Here is a 15,787-nt window from a genome sequence, read left to right as displayed (position 1 = left end):
ATACGTTTGTCACTGCGGCGACTATGCGGCGCCCAATAGAATCGGGGAGGGTGAGGTGAACCGGAGCCAGCTTGTCCACGTAGTTGTTTTCAGCCTGAAGCCGGGCATTGGTCGTGACGATCCCCGCGCCCGCGCGGCAGCGGCGATCACTGCGGGCCATCCGCATGCGATCCCGCAGATCCAGAGCTGGGTTTGCGGCTGGGATGCAAGCGGGCGGTCCGATGCCGCCGACTTCCTGGTCGTGAGCGGATTCGACTCGCTGGGCGACTATGGCGCATTCCAGGCGCACCCGGACCACGAGCGGGGCAAGGTCGCCTGGCGGCAGGTTGCAACCTGGACCGTCATTGACGTCAACGATCCGCTGGACGCCCAGCCGTGAGAGGTCGTGGTAGCGCAGCTCATATCGCCGCCGTCGCAGGTGCTGCGCTGCTATGGAGTACTTCCTTTGCCGTGACGAAGGTGGTATTGCCGTATGTGGGCGAGGTGACGCTAGGCGCCATCCGGTTCTTGGGTGCTGCGCTGTTGCTGACGCTCGTGTGCCTGATCACGCACAAGCGCCTGCGAGCCCCGATGCGGACCCACATAGCCGTGGCGGCTGCCGGCCTTGTCGGGATCACGGTCTACTTCACCCTCGAGAACTACGGCGTCGCCTTAGCAACCGCCACAGACGCTGTGCTGATCGTGGCCGTCTATCCGGTGATAACAATGGTGGCCGAATCGGTCCTACACCGGCAGGCGCCAGCCGTGGTCAATGTCGTCGGCGCGATAACCGCCTTCGCCGGTGTCGTGCTGGTCACCCTGGACGAGCCTGCCGCGGAGTCCCCTGATCGGGCGTTGGGAATCCTGCTCCTCGCTCTTGGAGGCGTTGCGTGGACCGCCTACAACCTTTTGGTCGCCAGAGCGCCTGCCGCGGTTCCACCCAACGCCCGCCTGGGCGTCCTGCAAACCACCGCGCTGCAAAACCTCTGGGGCGGGCTCGGCTTCTGCATCCTCATTCCGGTCTTGCCTCAGGGCACCCGAGGAGAGCTTGCTCCGACGACTGCCTGGCTGATCGCCTATCTGGCGGTTGGGTGTTCTGCGCTGGCGTTCCTGCTCTACACGTTTGGGCTGACCGTTCTCAGACCCGGCCAGGCCGTCGCAATCCTCAACCTGGTGCCCGTGTTCGGAGTCGTCTCGGCCGTGTTGATCGCAGGCGAACAGCTCACAACGCTCAAGGCCCTAGGCGCGTTCATTGTCGTCGCCGGTGTCGCACTCAATGCCATGACCAGGCCGATATCAGTTCCGAATCGTGGCGCCTGACCACTTAACCAATCTGTGAAAGGAACTACATCCATGAACGATGCACGCCAGAAGACCGTCATAGTCGTCGATCAGCGTCTCCCCGCGGGCCTTGCCGTCAATGCCGCTTCGATCGTGGCGGCCATGATGACGACCGCAATGCCCGACCTTATGGGCCCGGCGGTCGCTACCGCCGACGCCGAGCTCCCCGGCGTCGTACTGGCACCCCTGCCGGTTCTCGCTAGTGACGGCGAGGCATTGCAGTCAATTTGGGACCGTGCGGATGCCCCTGGCTCGGGATTGATCGTCTTTCCTTTCACGCGGCTTGCTCAAGGATGCAAGACCTACGAGGAGTACACCGAGAAGGTTGCCTTGGCTGCGACCCACGAACTGGAACTCGCTGCCCTTGGCTTGGCCGGCCCGAGGAAGACCGTCACATCGCTCACCGGTGACATGTCGTTGTATCCCGCGAAGGAAAAGTGATCATGATTCCGCTCGCAGACATTGACCTCTGGAACACCGCTACTACATTCGCTGCCGCCCAGTCACGGCAGTGGAATGGCCAGATGGAGACGGCCGCCCTTGCTGATTATCAGCGCGAGAATCTCATCGACGTGCTCACCTACTGTCAGGAGAAGTCACCGTTCTACCGTCGACACCTGGACGGATACAACGCGACGTCGCCATTCGCGAGCCTGCCATTTACGACCAAGGACGATCTGCGCACCCACCTCGACGAGGTTGCCAGCCTGGAGTTGGCGGATGCCTGGGTCTACTACGAGACGACAGGGACTACCGGCGCGTCGACGCCCTGCCCGCGAACGGCAGAGGACTCCATCCGCACGGGGGTCGCCCTGTGTGAGGGGTACCGCGACCTCCTCCAGGGGCACGGTGAGCACCTGACGATGGCAGTAATGGGGCCGAGCGAACTGCACTCGACGGGCGACACTTTCGGCGATGTCTTCCGGAGCCTCGGCCACGCCAGTGTGAAGATGTGGCCACACTCCCCGGTTGTGGGTTTCGACCGCGCAGGTCAATTGCTACACCGCCTTCCGATCACCGGTCTGACCTGTACGCCGGGGATGACGATCCTACTGGCGCGACACCTGCTCGCCCAGGGAATCGACCCGGCCGCCCTCGGCATCAGGGTCATCCTGACCGTAGGGGAACTCGCGACGCCAAGACTGCTCGCCCAGATCAGCAACGTCTGGGGAGCTGCGGTCCACAGTTGCATGTACGCCTCCCAAGAGGCATCGATACTCGCGGTCTGCCAAAGCGACGGGCGACTGCGCACAACCCCGCTGAACTACCACTACGAAATCATCGACCCCAACACCGGCGAGTGCCTGGACCCGCAAGCCGACGATCGCGAAGGCGAACTCGTCGTAACTCATCTCTACCGCGGAGCCAAGCCTCTCATCCGCTACCGCACCGGCGACCTTGTCCGGGCCCAGGGACAAGGTCAGGACTTCTTCGTCACTCCGATTGGTAGGGCCCGCGACGAACTGCACATTGGCAACTCGAGCTACAGCGCCTACGACTTCGAGGACGCCATCCTGGATGGCTGTCCCGCCTTCTTGGACTACCAAGTCGACATCTACTCACGGAATGAGAACCGCGATCAGTTACGTCTGCTCCTGGAGCCGATCCACTCATCCTCCGTCGGCTCCTCGACACTGGCGGACAGACACGCCCGCAGACTGGCCGACACGCTGGGTGTCGATGTCGACGTAGCCTGGGGGCCGACCGACGCACGGACCTCGACCGGCGCCATGGTCAGCTGGAAAGCCGCCCGAATCCGCGATCACCGCGAGACTGTCCACGGCATGGAGACCAATTCGGCACGTCGCATCGCCACACAACGCGAAACCGCGGCAACGACATGACCACGTTCGCATATCTGGACGGACAGTGGGTCGACGCCGCCCGACCGCAACTCGCCCTATCCACTCAGGGCCTGCAGTACGGCACAGCCGTCTTCGAGGGAATTCGGGCCTATCGGACCGACGACGGAGCCATACAGCCCTTCGAGCCACGAGCTCATTTCGACCGACTGCACACGTCCTGCCAATCACTGCGTATGGATCTGCGGGACACCAGCGAGCAACTGGCCCGACTTTGCACCGAACTGCTGGAGCGCAACAACATCGACGACGACTGCTACGTCCGCCCCGTCGCCTTCAAGACAGCCTTTTTGCCGGGCACTCCGTTCGGCGTCCGGCTCGCCGGGGTTGACCATAGCCTCGCAATGACCTGCGTGCGAATGCCCTCACGCCTGGGCCACCCCTCGCGCCTCGGCATCTCCACCGTCCGTCGCGTCCCGGACGTCGCCATGCCGACGCGAGCCAAGATCAGCGGCGCCTACGTTGCCAGCGCACGTGCCATTGACGAATGCACTGCCCGCGGCTACGACGACGCCATCCTGCTCACCGTCGAAGGCCGGGTCGCAGAGGCGTCGACAAGCAACATTCTGCTGCGGAGCGGCAGGACTCTCGTCACCCCCGCGCTAGACCAAGGGATACTCCCCGGAATCACCCGATCCCTGGTCCTCACCATCGCCAGAGACCAAGGCCTCGAGGTAGTCGAACGCCCGGTCGAAATCGCCGAACTCTTCACCGCCGACGAAATTCTTCTCACCGGCACTGGCCTCGAAATCTCGCCAGTGATCTCCATCGAAGGGCGCACTGTTGCAGACGGAGCCTGTGGTGAATTCACCCTTCGCGCCTGCGCGAGCTACAAGCAACGCACCCGGACGCCCTACTGACAGACGCCCAGGGATCCCAGAAAGAAGCACGAGCATGAACTACTTCACTGTGAGGCGGGACTCACCGGCCCTTCGACGGGCGCGCATCACCACGCTCGGGCCGCCCGGAACAAGCAGTGAACGCGCAGCGCATGAGTTTCTACGCCACCTACAAGTTACTGACGGCGAGATCATCCTGCACAACTCCTACCGAGACGCTGCGCTGGCCGTCCTGGACGGAAATTCCGACTATCTCGTGGTCGCCAATGCGTTCCAGAACATCAACGACTTCTACATGAACCCGGCGCTCGACGTGCACAGCGTCTTCCACATGTACACACCGCTGTATGGGCTTGCCAAACGTCCGGGAGCCAAGCTTCCGGCTCGGCTCGACGTCATCAGCCACCCTGCACCCGTGCCGTTGATCGACGAGCTGATGCCCGCCGGATACGAATGTGCCCACATCGTGGAGGCAAACTCGACCGCGGCGGCAGCAGCGGCAGTCGAACACGGACACCATGACGTCGCACTGCTCGCGACCGGTTCCGGCTCGGGGGCGTCCGCGGCGCTGGTGTCGGCGTTCATCGAGGATCTCATCGAGACCGCCAGGAAGATCGCCGCCCGATCGCCAGGAGCGCGGATGGATCCCGCGCTGCTACTCGCGCTAGACGAGATCGGCAACCTCGCGCCCTTGCCTGCGCTGCCGGTGCTGATGGCCGAAGGCGGCGGCACCGGGATCACGACGCTGCCCGTCCTGCAAAGCCTGGCCCAGGCGCGAGAGAAGTGGGGCGAGAACAACGCGTCGGCCCTGTGGGACTCCAGCATCGTGAAGATCATCCTGGGCGGAGCCAGCAACTCGAAGGACCTGCAGGATCTGTCGGCACTGATCGGGGAACGCGATGAGCACACTGACAGCGTCACCGTCGACGCCTACGGCGCGCACTCCAACCAGCGCTCCATCCGCAGGGTGCCGATCCTGCCCCCGGACGTGCTGCGCACCATGCCGTTCGGCACCGGCATCGTCATGCTCCGCACCGCCCGCCCGATCATCACCACCCTGCGCCCCTGGACTGCCCGTCCCGACTCCGAGCAGCTGCGCGCCGACCGGGCCGAGATCGAACAGCTTCTGCAGCACGGCCACTGACCTTCTCCAGGTCCCGGCGGGTGGTTGGGGGTCGTACCTGATCGGTGAACCCGGCGGACGGCCGGGACCGATCCGGAAGGAGCCATCCCCATGCCGATCCCCACCAAGTCATCGATCTCCGGGTTTCTGAGGGCCGACCCCGACCTGTCCTTCACCAAGGACGGCGTCGCCCGGCTCTTCGTCCCGGTCGGCATCAAGCAGTCCGTCCAGGACGCTGAGGGCCACTGGCACGACGTCGAGCCGTTCAAGACCGCGATGGTGATGTACGGGCCGTCCGCTGAACGCGCCCACGCGCAGTTCAAGAGCGGCGACAACTTCATCGCCGAGGGCTTCGTGCGCCCCTACACCAACGGTGAAGGGCAGGAACGCGAGGAGTTCCGCGCAAGCCGGCTCGGCCACGACAACAACCTCACCACCTACACCGTCGAGCGCCGCGCCCACGACCGCGAGGCCCAGGACCGACCCGCACCCGACCATCGGGTCGAGCAGGACGCTCCCGCGGCGGAACCCGACGGCCCGTCCCCGGACCCCGTGGCGGACGTGCTCGCGCAGCGTGAGCAGCAGATCGCTCCCGAAGCGGTCGCCGCGAGTGCCCCCGGCCCGGCCGTACACGAGGCCGTCGCCCGGTAGCCCCGGGACTCCATGAGACCGCGGGGCGACCAGCCCCAGCAGCGGCTGATCGCCCCGCACCCCGTTCTTCCGCCCGCACCCGTCAGCAGGAGCCGACCATGTCCACCCCAACTCCACCCGAAGATCCTCGTCCCGAGATGGATGCGCGTGACGCGACACCTGATCAGCCGGAGGAGCCGGACCTGGCGAGCCTGCCGCCGGCGCTGCTGGCTCAGATCAAGCGGATGGTGCAGGCCGAGTACGCCAAGGATCTGCGGGCCCAGCTGGGCACCGTGCCCCGCACGATCAATTGGCGGGCGCTGACTCCCGAAGACCTCGAGCAGGAGCTCCTGGACCTGAACGAGTGGGTGGACTGGCTGCGGCACGAGTACGGGCTGGCCCCACAGATCATTCCGCCGATGTGGCATCGGCACTGGGAGTTGATCTGGGAGCTGTCCGCGCTGCGGCAGCACTGGCTGATCTGCTACGACCAGCAGGCCAAAGGCAACATGGGTGTGGTCTGGCACCAGGACTTTGCCGTGGCCCGCGAGCGGTTGCGGGACTGGGTGACGATCTCCGGCCCCCGCCTGGACCGTGACCGGGCCACCCGCGTCACCGCGTGGCCCGGTGGCGAGGCCGAGGGATGGATCCCGCCGGACACTGCTGAGCATCCGGTCACCGACCGCAGCGAGGACTTCGTCGCGTTCCTCGTCGAGGCTGTGCAGGCGCGGCAGGCGGAGCAGGACGCGATGGTGCAGGAGATCCTCGATACCGAGTGGAGCGAGCGGCCATGACCGACGCGCCCGCCCAGATTCTCGTGTCGCCGCTGATGGACAGCCGCGAGCTCGCCCGGTACCTGAAGGTGTCCGAGTCGACACTGTCGCGGTGGCGGGCGGAGAAGGGGGGGCCGCCGTTCATGCAGCTCGGCGGCATCGCCCGGTACCGGATCGACTCCGTCGACCAGTGGCTGGCCTCGCTCAAGCACGATGAGTAGCAGCAGCGCCGACCCGCAACCGTTCCCGCCGATCGGGGTGAAGATCTCCACCGATCTCGAACACCGCGCCAGCGGCATCCGCGCCCGAGCCCGCTGGACCGACCCCGCCACCAAACAGCAGACCCGGGCCCTGGTCGTGCCGGACGAGGACGCCGCGACGGCGTTCTTCGACCAGCTGCAACGCTCCGCCGCGGTGGGCGTGGACCTCACCGTGACGCTGCAGGACTACATCGCCCAGATCGGCGATCGGTGGAAGCGGGGCCTGGACCCGACCTCCACCGCTGACGTATACAGCGCCGGGCTCAAGCTGCGGGTTATTCCCGCGCTCGGGCACCTGCCGGTGACCGGGATCACCCCGGGCATGATCGACCGGACCATCGACGACTGGGAGACCAAGCACTCGCCTTCGACGATCAAGAACACCATCGCCCCGTTGGTGCGGGTCTTCGACGAAGCCGTCCGCGACGACATCCTCGACCGCAACCCCGCCCGCAGCCGTTCCCGGCGCACCCTCGGGAAGACGTCGGTGTTCGACGTCAGCAGCCCTCGCGACACCTCGCCCCGCGCGTTCGCGATCCCGGACCTCGCCACGCTGAATCTGCTCGCGGACGCTTGCGGCGAGCACGGCCAGCCCTACTCCGACTACGTGATGCTCTGCGCGCTGCTCGCTTCCCGCAGTTCGGAGGTGGCCGGGCTGTGGGTTGAGGACATCGACTGGGACACCAAGATCGCCACGGTCCGCAAGCAGATCTACCCCAGCTCGAAGGGCCTGGTGGTCAAGCAGACCAAGGGACGCGAGGAGCGGCCGATCCCGATCCTGCAACCCCTCGTCCCGATCCTGAAGCGGCTCACCGAGGGCAAGGAGCCCACCGACCGTGTCCTGCAAGGGCTGCGCGGCGGCGTGCTCACCACAGCGAACGTGCGACGGGCCACGGAATGGGAGACCGTCGTCCACGACTTGAACCTGCCGCAGCTAACCCGGCACGGGCTGCGGCACACCGGTGCGACCTGGATGGCCGACGCCGGCATCCCGCTCCACGTGCTGCAGAAGATCCTCGGCCACAAATCCATCGAGACCACCGAGGGCTACTTGCACCCCGACCTGCGGCACATCTCCAAAGCCGCCGAGCTCGCCAACGCGTACCTCGCCGAGCAGGCCGACACGCGCCGCACGGCACCGGTCGGCCCACGCCAGCAGCCGAATACGCGCCGCCGCTGACCCCGAAACGCGCCCGGGAGGCGGTTCTCGTCCCGGTTTGGTCCCGGGAGATCAACCTGGCAGCACTCGCGCACCCAGGCTACGCGTCGACGGCGACTGCCGAGGCTCCCGAGAACGGTCCTCGGGGAATGACGAAACCCAGGCGAGAAACATGCTCTTACCTGGGCTTTTACGTCGGGATGACAGGATTTGAACCTGCGACCCCCTGACCCCCAGTCAGGTGCGCTACCAAGCTGCGCCACATCCCGTTGTTCAATTTTCGACGCCACGGCACCTGATGAGCATTTGACCCCCAGTCAAGTGCGCTACCAAGCTGCGCCACAGCCCGCCCAGGGCGTGAGCCCCGACTGGTCACCTTACACGGTGGTCGGCGTCGTCCTCAAAGCGGCACTGCAGGCAGGACGGCACGCGCCCGGATGGGGCGGAGCGCAACCCCTCCGACTCCTAGACTGAACCGCGTGACCAACCCCACTCCCATGCTTCGCCCCAGCCCGATCGACATCGGCGATCTCTTTTCCGGGACCTTCGAGGCGCTCAAGCGCCGCCTGGGCCTATTCATTCTGCTCACCCTGGCCCCATCACTTCTGCTCATCGCGGTGATCCTGGTGGCGGTGCTGATCGGGGGCGGCGGAGCGCTCACCGGCAATCGATCCGCCGGCGGCGGCGCCCTGATCGTGGCAGTGTTGCTCGTCGCGGTCGGCGGCGCTGCAAGCATGCTTCTGTCGCTGAAGAGCTACGGCATGATCTCGCTGGGTGCCTACGAAATCGCTCAGAACCAAACCCCCACCTTCGGTGGCCTGTGGGCTCGCACCAAGGGGTTTCTGCCCCGCATGCTGGGGATCATCCTGATCGGCGCGGGTGTCGTGATTGCCTTGTACCTGGTCTTCTTCGGCGGCATTTTCACCATTGTCAGCAACTCCTCCCGTGGCGGTAGCCCCGGAGCGGCGGCGGCCGGCGTGCTGGGACTAATCGCCCTGATGCTCTTCGTGGCCACGCCGCTGGCAATCTTCTTGAGCGTGCGCCTGCTCTATGCGATCCAGGCGGTGGCCATCGAACAGCGCGGCAGCATCGATGCGCTGAAGCGCTCGTGGGCGCTCACCAAGGGCAGCTTCTGGCGCACCTTCGGCTACTCGCTGATCGCGCAACTCGCAGTCAGCGCGATTCTGTTCGTGATCAGCTTGGTCACGCAAGCGTTCAGTGGCGGAGTCGTAGGCCCACGGTTACAGAACCCGGAGAACACCGCACAGTTGATGGCGGCGCTGCTGGCCCTGGTGCCGGTGGTCATCGTGTCGCTTGTGCTGCAACTGGCCGTTCAGTTGCTCACCACGCCCTTTCTGCAGACCTACACCACCTACATGTACGTAGACCAGGTGCGCCGTCTTGAACTACCCCCGCAGCAGTACGGCTATGGCTCGCAGACCGGTTACGGCTACCCGGGCGCACAGGCCGGCCAGGCGTTCGGCCAGCAGGGCTACCCGCAGCAGTGCCCGGGTCAGCCTCAGTATCCCGGTCAGCCCCAGCAGTACCCCGGTCAGCCTCAGTACCCCGGTCAGCCCCAGCAGTACCCCGGTCAGCCCCAGTACCCCGGTCAGCAATACCCTCAGCAGGGCTACCCGCAGCCGCAGTACCCCGACCAGCCGGGACAGCCCGGCTCGTCACAGAACCAGTGGCCCGCCCAGAACTGACCTGAGCGGCTACTTGCCGCGCTTCTCGCGGGCCCGCACCTCGATGTGCACCGGCGTGCCGACGAAGCCGAATTCTTCGCGCAGCCGCCGCTTGACGAATCGGACGTAACCCGGGTCGAGCTGGCCAGAGGTGAACAGGGCGAACGTGGGCGGGCAGGTGTGCGCCTGGGTGCCGAACAGAATGCGCGACTGTTTGCCACCGCGCACCGGGTGCGGATGCGCTGCCGTGACCCGGCCCAGAAAGGCGTTCAGCTTGCCTGTCGACACCCTGGTCTCCCAGCCTTCGATGGCGGCCTCGATGGCCTTCGACAGCCGGTCGACGCCGCGTCCGGTCAGCGCCGAGATGTTCACCGACGGCGACCAGCCGAACGCCTGCACGTCCTGCTCGATCTCGCGGTTCAGGTAGCGCCGACGCTCCTCGTCGGTCAGGTCCCACTTGTTGTAGGCGATCACCAGCGCCTTGCCGGCCTCTTCGACCATGGTGAGCACCCGCAAGTCTTGATCGGCGATCGTTTCGGAAGCGTCGACCACGACCACGCACACCTCGGCCCGCTCGATGGCGCTCGCGGTGCGCAGCGAGGCGTAGTACTCGTGGCCCGAGGCCTCTTTGACCCGGCGCCGAATGCCGGCGGTGTCGATGAACCGGTACACGATGCCGCCCACCTCGACCAGTTCGTCGACCGGGTCGACCGTGGTGCCGGCCGCGTTGTCGACCACCGAGCGCTGTTGCCGAGCCAGCTTGTTCAGCAGCGACGACTTACCGACGTTTGGACGGCCCACGATGGCGACGCGGCGCGGCCCGCCGAGCGCCTCCTCGGCCTCACGGGGCGCCTCGGGCAGCGCCTCCATCAGGGCGTCCAGCAGGTCGCCCGACCCGCGTCCGTGCAGCGCCGACACCGGGTGCGGCTCACCCAGGCCGAGGTTCCACATCATCGCTGCCTCAGCCTCGTTGCGGGCGTCGTCGACCTTGTTGGCCGCCAGCACAACCGGCTTGCGGCTGCGGCGCAGCACGCCGACCACCGCCTCGTCGACGTCTTGAATGCCGACCGAGGCGTCCACCACGAACAGCACGGCGTCAGCCGCCGCGATGGCCAGTTCGGCCTGCTCGGCGATCTGCGCCGCCAGCCCCTTCGCGTCGGGAGCCCAGCCGCCGGTGTCGACGATCACGAACTCGCGGCCGTTCCAGATCGCGTCGTAGCTGACCCGGTCGCGGGTGACGCCCGGCAGGTCTTGCACGACGGCCTCGCGGCGTCCGATGATCCGGTTGACCAGCATCGACTTGCCCACGTTGGGCCGTCCGACCACCGCCACAACGGGCTTGATCGTCTCATCACATTGTTCACTCACTGCTGCACTCCCTTCGAGCCAGCGCCTGTTCGGCCAGGCCCACCACGGCGTCGATGGTCTGTTCGAGGGTGAGGTGGCTGCCGTCGAGGTGCACCACCCCATCGGCGGCGGTGGTGAAATCGACCAGCGTGGAGTCGTCGGCGTCACGGCGCAGAATCTGGTCGCGCAGGGCGGCGTCGTCGATCTGTCCCCCGTGGTCGAGCTTGCGCCGGGCCATCCGCACCTCGGGGTCGGCGCTCAGCAGCAGCCGCACCTCGGCCTCGGGGGCCACCACGGTGGTGATGTCGCGACCTTCGGCCACGATGCCGTTGGGCGAGGCCGCGATGATCGCCCGCTGCCGGGCCACCAGGTTGGCCCGGCACTGCGCGATCACCGCCACGGTCGACACATGGGTAGAGGTGCGCTGCGAGCGGATCTCGTCGGTGACGTCACGGTCGTTGACCCGCACCCACTGGTCGTCCGGGTCGGTCGAGATGGCGATGTCGGCACCGGTCACGGCCCGGGTGACGGCTGCCGGGTCGGTGCCGTCCACGCCCGAATCGAGGTAGGCCACGGTGACCGCCCGGTACATCGCGCCGGTGTCGAGGTAGGCCAGGCCGAGCCGCTTCGCCACCCCGCGGGCGGTGCTCGACTTGCCCGAGCCGCTGGCTCCATCGATGGCGATGACCAGGGGTTTCGTCATGATTCTCCTCACAGCTTCGGTGCCCATCAGAAGGGCTGGGCCGGACGCAACGCCCAGCCAGCCCGGGTCATGGCGGCCTCGAGTGCCTTGGCGACCGGCTTGGCCACCTCGACCGCCAGGTAGCCCACCTCGCGGGCCGGGTCGTGTTCGATGCGGACGTCCTCGACGTTGACACCGGCCGCCTCGATGTCGGCGAACAGCCTGGCCAAGGCCCCGGGGGCGTCCGGAATGGTCACGACCACCTGCCCGTAGGCCGCGGACCCGGTGCCGTGCTTGCCGGGAATCGCCTTGGCGCCCTGACGGCCCGCGGCCAGAAACCGGCGCAGCGACTCGTCGTCGCCCCAGCCGGCCAGCAAGTCGTCCAGAGCGTCGCGGACGGCCTCGAGCTCGGCCCGCACGGCCTCGGAGTTGGCGCTGATGATCTGGGTCCACAACCGGGGGTCGGAGGAGGCGATGCGGGTGACGTCGCGCAGCCCCTGCCCGGCCAGGTTGAGGTGCTCGTCGGGCACCTCGTTCAGCCGCCCCGCGGTGAGCGAACTCATCAACTGCGGCAGGTGCGACACCTGCGCCACCGCCTCGTCGTGATGCGTCGCGCCCATGCTGACGATGCGCGCACCACATGACCGCGCCAGCGCGTGCACAGTGAGCACCGCCTTGGCCCGGGACGTGTCGTGCGGAGTGATCACCCAGGTGCGGTCGTCGAACAGGTCGGCTCGGGCGGTCACCGGCCCGACCCGCTGCGAGCCGGCCATCGGGTGCGAGCCGACGTAACGGGCCAGGTTCACCCCACGGCCGCGTAGGTCGGCCAGCACGGTGCCCTTCACCGAACCGACGTCGGTCACCGTGGCCTTCGGGTAGGTGGCCAGGGCATCGGCGATGACCGCGGCCAGCTTGGCCGGCGGAACCGCGACCACGACCAGCCGGACGGCTGCGGGGTCGACCGGCTCGGTGGTGCCGCCACCGCGCGATGCGGCCACCCGGGCGTGCGACGACACGGAGTCGATCAGATGTACCTCGACACCGGCCCGGGTCAGGGCGGCACCGACCGAGGCCCCGACCAGTCCGGCTCCGATCACCACCGCTGGGGTCAGGGAGGGTTCGTTCACTGGCCGCCCTTCTGCACGAACGAGCGCACGTACTCCTCGGCGTCGGTCTCGAGCACCGCGTCGATCTCGTCGAGCAAGGCGTCGTAGTCGAACGAGGGCTTGGCAACGGCAGCGGTGACCTCGACCTGCGGCTCCTCGGCGCGCGTCGTGCCGCGCTGCCGCTGGATGCGCTCGGCCATGTCTCCTCCTGGTTCGACCAGACAGCCTATCGCGCGGCGCGCAGCCGTCCGTCCAGCCAGGTGCCCGAGCCCCAGGGACGCCCCATGGGGACGGTTCCGACTGGTTCAGGGGACGGTTCCGACTGGTTCACGGGACGGTTCCGACTGGTTCACGGGACGGTTCCGACTGGTTCAGTGGACGGTTCCGACTGGTTCACGGGACGGTTCCGACTGGTTCACGGGACGGTTCCGACTGGTTCAGTGGACGGTTCCGGCTGGTTCACGGGACTGTTCCGACTGGTTTAGTGGACGACTCAGTGAACGAGGACGGTTCGCCTCGGTCCGCTTTGAACCAAAGAGAACCGTCCCCTGAACCAAAGACCCAGGGTCAGCCGAGGCACGAGGTCACGTACGCGTCCAGGCCGCCGGACGCAGCCACGTCGGAGGCGCTGCCGCTGAACGGGTCATCCAGCCGCATCCGGCCCCGTCGGCCGCTCAGCAGCAGCCAGGTCCAATCGACGGCGGCCACCTCGGACGTCCGTTCGGACGCCAGCCGTCCGCGCAGGTACGCCCGGGTGTCGGACGGCGGCTCGGCCATTGCCGCCCGCACCTCGGCATCCGACACCAAGGCGGGCAGGCGCCCGGCCCGCAGCAGTGCCTCGTAGGGGCTGCGCTCGCTCAGTTCGGCCCAGGTCAGGTCGAGCTGGGCCAGCCGCGGATGCTCCCAGCCCAGGCCGTCCCGGCGCCTGAAGCTCTGCATCAGGTTGAGCTTCGCCACCCAGTCCAGTTCCCCACAACTCAGTGGATCGGCTGCCAGTCGGTCGAGCATCGACCCCCACAACGCCAGCACCTCGGCGTCGCCGAAACCCGCAGCCTGCACCTGAGCGTGATAGTCGCGTTGAATGCCGAGCGCGGAGAGCCGGCGGCCGTCGGCGAGTTCGAGCAACGCGCTGCAACGCACATCACGGCTCACGGTCTGGACGGCTCCGAGCGGGTCGGCCAGCCGCACCGGACGCACCGCGCCGGCCTCGATCGCCGCCAGCACCGCCGAGGCCGTGCCCAGCTTGAGCAGGGTCGAGGTGTGCGACCGGTTGGCGTCACCGGCGATCAGGTGCAGCCGGCGCCAGCGCGAGCGGTCTGCGTGCGGTTCGTCGCGGGTGTTCAGCAGCGGGCGCCGAATGGTGGTCTCAAGCCCGGTGATCGCCTCGAAGAAGTCGGCCCGCTGCGATAGCTGAAACCCCGGTGACCCACCGGCCTGGCCCAGCCCGACTCGTCCAGCACCGGTGAACACCAACCGGGTCACCACGAACGGCAGAAAGCCCTCGACGATCTCCTCCCAGGCGGTGGCGCGGCTGAGCAGGTAGTTCTCGTGATAGCCGTAGGACGCGCCCTTGCCGTCGGTGTTGTTCTTGAACACCAGCACTGGAGTGTCGAGCGCCGTCGTCGCGGCCTGCGCTCCCGCCCGCACCACCTCGTCACCGGCCAGGTCGGCCAGCAACCCCGCACGCGCAGTGGTCACCTCGGGGGTGGCGTACTCGGGGTGCGCGTGGTCGACGTAGAGCCGCGCCCCGTTACCCAGAAAGCGATTGTGGGTGTCTTCGAGCGGAACCACGCCGTCGTCGTCCACCCGCGCCCGCGTGCCCGGTCCGGGGTAGCCGTCCACGACTGCGGCTGAAACAAGGCTGGGGTGGAGCTCTGGCCGTCCGGGGGCCAGGATTCCGTACTCGGTCTCGGCTCCCAGCAACGGCATCCCCACATCGTAGGGTCGCTGCTGGTCCTAGGGTGGGCTCATGAAGTGGTGGACGACGCTCGGCCTCGACCTGCTGGTGGTGCTGTCATTCGCGGTGATCGGACGGCTGTCGCACGGCGAGGCCGCCGACCCGGCCGGCATCGCAACCGTGGCTTGGCCGTTCACCGTGGCACTGGTCGGCACCACGATCGCCCTGATCGGCATGAAGCGGCCCACCGACCAGGTGCTCAACGGCGCCCTCGCCTGGGTGGGCACTCTCGGTTTCGGCATGTGGATTCGCGCCACTGCCGGCGCCGGGGTGCAGGTCAGCTTCGTGGTCGTGGCCGGGATCTTCCTGGCCGTGCTCATGGTGGGCTGGCGATTATTGGCCGCCCGGCGGCGCACCGCGTCTGCCGCCGGTTGAGCTACGTCGAACACCCTTGCCACAGTGGCATAACCGGGGCCTTGACAGGCTCGACCAGCGAATATCAGCGGTTCGTCAGGCGACGGGCGCGAGGCGGGTCACCTTGGGCAAGCCTGCCGCGCGTTCCGTTGCCAGGTCATGGGCAGACTGCATGGCCAGCCAGGCCCGAGCGGTTCCGACACCGGCCTGCTCCAGACGAACGGCCAGGTTGGGGCTGATCCGGGCATGGCCGTGCAGCACGCGGCTCAGGGTCACGCGCGAGATGCCCAGCCGACTGGCCGCCTCACCCACGCTGAGGGCGAGATCGGCCAGAACGTCCTCGCGCAGAATCTCACCGGGATGCACCGGGTTGATCATTGCCATCGTGTTCACCTCTTCAGTGGTAGTCCTGGTAGTTGACGAGTTCGACATCGCTGTCGATGAATCTGAATGTGACTCGCCAGTTTCCGTTCACCCAGACCGACCAGTGACCCGCCAGGTCTCCCCTGCGTCGATGAGTCCTGAAACCAGGCAGGGCAAGGTCATCAGGGCTTTGAGTCACGTCCAGCAACGACAGAATGCGCAGCAACTTCGGCGCGTGAGCACTCTGGACCCCCTGGGTTGAACCGGAGCGATACAACCTCTCCAGACCTTTGTGCCGAAAGCCGACGATCACCTTCCCAGCGTATC

General features: G+C 67.0%; 19 protein-coding genes and 1 tRNA gene. 12 read left to right on the top strand and 8 right to left on the bottom strand.

Features of this window, described 5'->3' with window-relative positions; translation table 11 throughout:
• Positions 1–55: 55 nt before the first annotated feature.
• From QM721_RS06300 to QM721_RS06255, 10 genes are all read left to right on the top strand, one after another.
• Entirely contained in the window at positions 56–379 is a 324-nt protein-coding gene (locus QM721_RS06300; protein ID WP_415120046.1) for a Dabb family protein, read from the top strand.
• Complete coding sequence (locus QM721_RS06295) at positions 376–1,299, top strand: DMT family transporter (protein WP_415120044.1); 924 nt, start codon at positions 376–378, stop codon at positions 1,297–1,299. The genes QM721_RS06300 and QM721_RS06295 overlap by 4 nt, the downstream gene beginning before the upstream one ends.
• A 33-nt stretch (positions 1,300–1,332) precedes the next feature.
• Positions 1,333–1,761 (top strand): DUF2000 domain-containing protein, encoded by a 429-nt coding sequence (locus tag QM721_RS06290; RefSeq protein ID WP_415120042.1) that lies wholly within the window; start codon positions 1,333–1,335, stop codon positions 1,759–1,761.
• A gap of 2 nt (positions 1,762–1,763) precedes the next feature.
• Positions 1,764–3,164: a phenylacetate--CoA ligase family protein gene (locus QM721_RS06285; RefSeq protein ID WP_415120040.1), complete on the top strand. Its 1,401-nt coding sequence runs from the start codon at positions 1,764–1,766 to the stop codon at positions 3,162–3,164.
• Positions 3,161–4,042, top strand: coding sequence for an aminotransferase class IV (locus tag QM721_RS06280; protein WP_415120038.1), 882 nt, complete (start codon positions 3,161–3,163; stop codon positions 4,040–4,042). The genes QM721_RS06285 and QM721_RS06280 overlap by 4 nt, the downstream gene beginning before the upstream one ends.
• A gap of 34 nt (positions 4,043–4,076) precedes the next feature.
• Positions 4,077–5,165, top strand: coding sequence for a TraM recognition domain-containing protein (locus tag QM721_RS06275; RefSeq protein ID WP_415120036.1), 1,089 nt, complete (start codon positions 4,077–4,079; stop codon positions 5,163–5,165).
• A gap of 90 nt (positions 5,166–5,255) precedes the next feature.
• Positions 5,256–5,795: a single-stranded DNA-binding protein gene (locus QM721_RS06270; protein ID WP_415120034.1), complete on the top strand. Its 540-nt coding sequence runs from the start codon at positions 5,256–5,258 to the stop codon at positions 5,793–5,795.
• Between the two features lie 98 nt (positions 5,796–5,893).
• Positions 5,894–6,568, top strand: a complete 675-nt coding sequence (locus QM721_RS06265) for a hypothetical protein (protein ID WP_415120032.1) — start codon at positions 5,894–5,896, stop codon at positions 6,566–6,568.
• Positions 6,565–6,768: a helix-turn-helix transcriptional regulator gene (locus QM721_RS06260; protein ID WP_415120030.1), complete on the top strand. Its 204-nt coding sequence runs from the start codon at positions 6,565–6,567 to the stop codon at positions 6,766–6,768. The genes QM721_RS06265 and QM721_RS06260 overlap by 4 nt, the downstream gene beginning before the upstream one ends.
• A complete protein-coding gene (locus QM721_RS06255) occupies positions 6,761–7,987 on the top strand; it encodes a tyrosine-type recombinase/integrase (RefSeq protein WP_415120028.1) in 1,227 nt (408 codons plus the stop codon). Before QM721_RS06260 ends, QM721_RS06255 begins: the two co-directional genes overlap by 8 nt.
• A gap of 174 nt (positions 7,988–8,161) precedes the next feature.
• Here the strand turns inward: QM721_RS06255 and QM721_RS06250 are convergent.
• A tRNA-Pro gene (locus QM721_RS06250) sits at positions 8,162–8,235 on the bottom strand.
• A 210-nt stretch (positions 8,236–8,445) separates the two neighbouring features.
• Between QM721_RS06250 and QM721_RS06245 the strand changes: the two genes are divergently transcribed.
• On the top strand, positions 8,446–9,672 hold the full coding sequence (locus tag QM721_RS06245; RefSeq protein WP_415120026.1) for a glycerophosphoryl diester phosphodiesterase membrane domain-containing protein: 1,227 nt from the start codon (positions 8,446–8,448) through the stop codon (positions 9,670–9,672).
• A 9-nt stretch (positions 9,673–9,681) separates the two neighbouring features.
• Here QM721_RS06245 and der read toward each other — a convergent pair whose 3' ends face one another.
• The 5 genes from der to QM721_RS06220 all read right to left on the bottom strand — a co-directional run bounded on the left by der (position 9,682) and on the right by QM721_RS06220 (position 14,715).
• The gene (gene der, locus QM721_RS06240) at positions 9,682–11,019 is read right to left on the bottom strand and encodes a ribosome biogenesis GTPase Der (RefSeq protein WP_415120024.1); all 1,338 of its coding nucleotides are present in this window, start codon (positions 11,017–11,019) and stop codon (positions 9,682–9,684) included.
• Positions 11,012–11,704, bottom strand: a complete 693-nt coding sequence (gene cmk / locus QM721_RS06235; protein WP_415120139.1) for a (d)CMP kinase — start codon at positions 11,702–11,704, stop codon at positions 11,012–11,014. Before cmk ends, der begins: the two co-directional genes overlap by 8 nt.
• Before the next feature lie 23 nt (positions 11,705–11,727).
• Complete coding sequence (locus tag QM721_RS06230; RefSeq protein ID WP_415120022.1) at positions 11,728–12,807, bottom strand: prephenate dehydrogenase; 1,080 nt, start codon at positions 12,805–12,807, stop codon at positions 11,728–11,730.
• Positions 12,804–12,986: a ubiquitin-like protein Pup gene (locus QM721_RS06225; RefSeq protein ID WP_415120020.1), complete on the bottom strand. Its 183-nt coding sequence runs from the start codon at positions 12,984–12,986 to the stop codon at positions 12,804–12,806. The genes QM721_RS06230 and QM721_RS06225 overlap by 4 nt, the downstream gene beginning before the upstream one ends.
• 367 nt (positions 12,987–13,353) lie before the next feature.
• Positions 13,354–14,715: a proteasome accessory factor PafA2 family protein gene (locus QM721_RS06220; RefSeq protein WP_415120018.1), complete on the bottom strand. Its 1,362-nt coding sequence runs from the start codon at positions 14,713–14,715 to the stop codon at positions 13,354–13,356.
• Between the two features lie 40 nt (positions 14,716–14,755).
• Here QM721_RS06220 and QM721_RS06215 point away from each other — a divergent pair, with 40 nt between their 5' ends.
• A complete protein-coding gene (locus tag QM721_RS06215; protein WP_415120016.1) occupies positions 14,756–15,118 on the top strand; it encodes a DUF3054 domain-containing protein in 363 nt (120 codons plus the stop codon).
• 75 nt (positions 15,119–15,193) lie between these two features.
• On the opposite strand, the gene QM721_RS06210 is transcribed toward QM721_RS06215, so the two are convergent.
• Together QM721_RS06210 and QM721_RS06205 are read right to left on the bottom strand one after the other, a co-directional pair.
• Complete coding sequence (locus tag QM721_RS06210; RefSeq protein ID WP_415120014.1) at positions 15,194–15,481, bottom strand: HigA family addiction module antitoxin; 288 nt, start codon at positions 15,479–15,481, stop codon at positions 15,194–15,196.
• Between the two features lie 13 nt (positions 15,482–15,494).
• Entirely contained in the window at positions 15,495–15,773 is a 279-nt protein-coding gene (locus QM721_RS06205; protein WP_415120012.1) for a type II toxin-antitoxin system RelE/ParE family toxin, read from the bottom strand.
• Positions 15,774–15,787: the final 14 nt, after the last annotated feature.

Source organism: Micropruina sp., from assembly GCF_047602085.1.
Lineage (GTDB): Bacteria > Actinomycetota > Actinomycetes > Propionibacteriales > Propionibacteriaceae > Micropruina.
The sequence above is the reverse complement of the archived record's forward strand: the minus strand, read 5'-3'. Positions and strand labels throughout refer to the sequence as shown.

Excerpts from the sequence above, each read along its gene's own strand:
- QM721_RS06225 (WP_415120020.1), bottom strand. The coding sequence starts at position 12,986 with ATGGCCGAGCGCATCCAGCGGCAGCGCGGCACGACGCGCGCCGAGGAG.
- QM721_RS06255 (WP_415120028.1), top strand. The coding sequence starts at position 6,761 with ATGAGTAGCAGCAGCGCCGACCCGCAACCGTTCCCGCCGATCGGGGTG.
- QM721_RS06265 (WP_415120032.1), top strand. The coding sequence starts at position 5,894 with ATGTCCACCCCAACTCCACCCGAAGATCCTCGTCCCGAGATGGATGCG.
- QM721_RS06215 (WP_415120016.1), top strand. The coding sequence starts at position 14,756 with ATGAAGTGGTGGACGACGCTCGGCCTCGACCTGCTGGTGGTGCTGTCA.
- QM721_RS06275 (WP_415120036.1), top strand. The coding sequence starts at position 4,077 with ATGAACTACTTCACTGTGAGGCGGGACTCACCGGCCCTTCGACGGGCG.
- QM721_RS06285 (WP_415120040.1), top strand. The coding sequence starts at position 1,764 with ATGATTCCGCTCGCAGACATTGACCTCTGGAACACCGCTACTACATTC.
- QM721_RS06210 (WP_415120014.1), bottom strand. The coding sequence starts at position 15,481 with ATGGCAATGATCAACCCGGTGCATCCCGGTGAGATTCTGCGCGAGGAC.
- QM721_RS06270 (WP_415120034.1), top strand. The coding sequence starts at position 5,256 with ATGCCGATCCCCACCAAGTCATCGATCTCCGGGTTTCTGAGGGCCGAC.
- QM721_RS06260 (WP_415120030.1), top strand. The coding sequence starts at position 6,565 with ATGACCGACGCGCCCGCCCAGATTCTCGTGTCGCCGCTGATGGACAGC.
- QM721_RS06220 (WP_415120018.1), bottom strand. The coding sequence starts at position 14,715 with ATGCCGTTGCTGGGAGCCGAGACCGAGTACGGAATCCTGGCCCCCGGA.
- QM721_RS06290 (WP_415120042.1), top strand. The coding sequence starts at position 1,333 with ATGAACGATGCACGCCAGAAGACCGTCATAGTCGTCGATCAGCGTCTC.
- QM721_RS06280 (WP_415120038.1), top strand. The coding sequence starts at position 3,161 with ATGACCACGTTCGCATATCTGGACGGACAGTGGGTCGACGCCGCCCGA.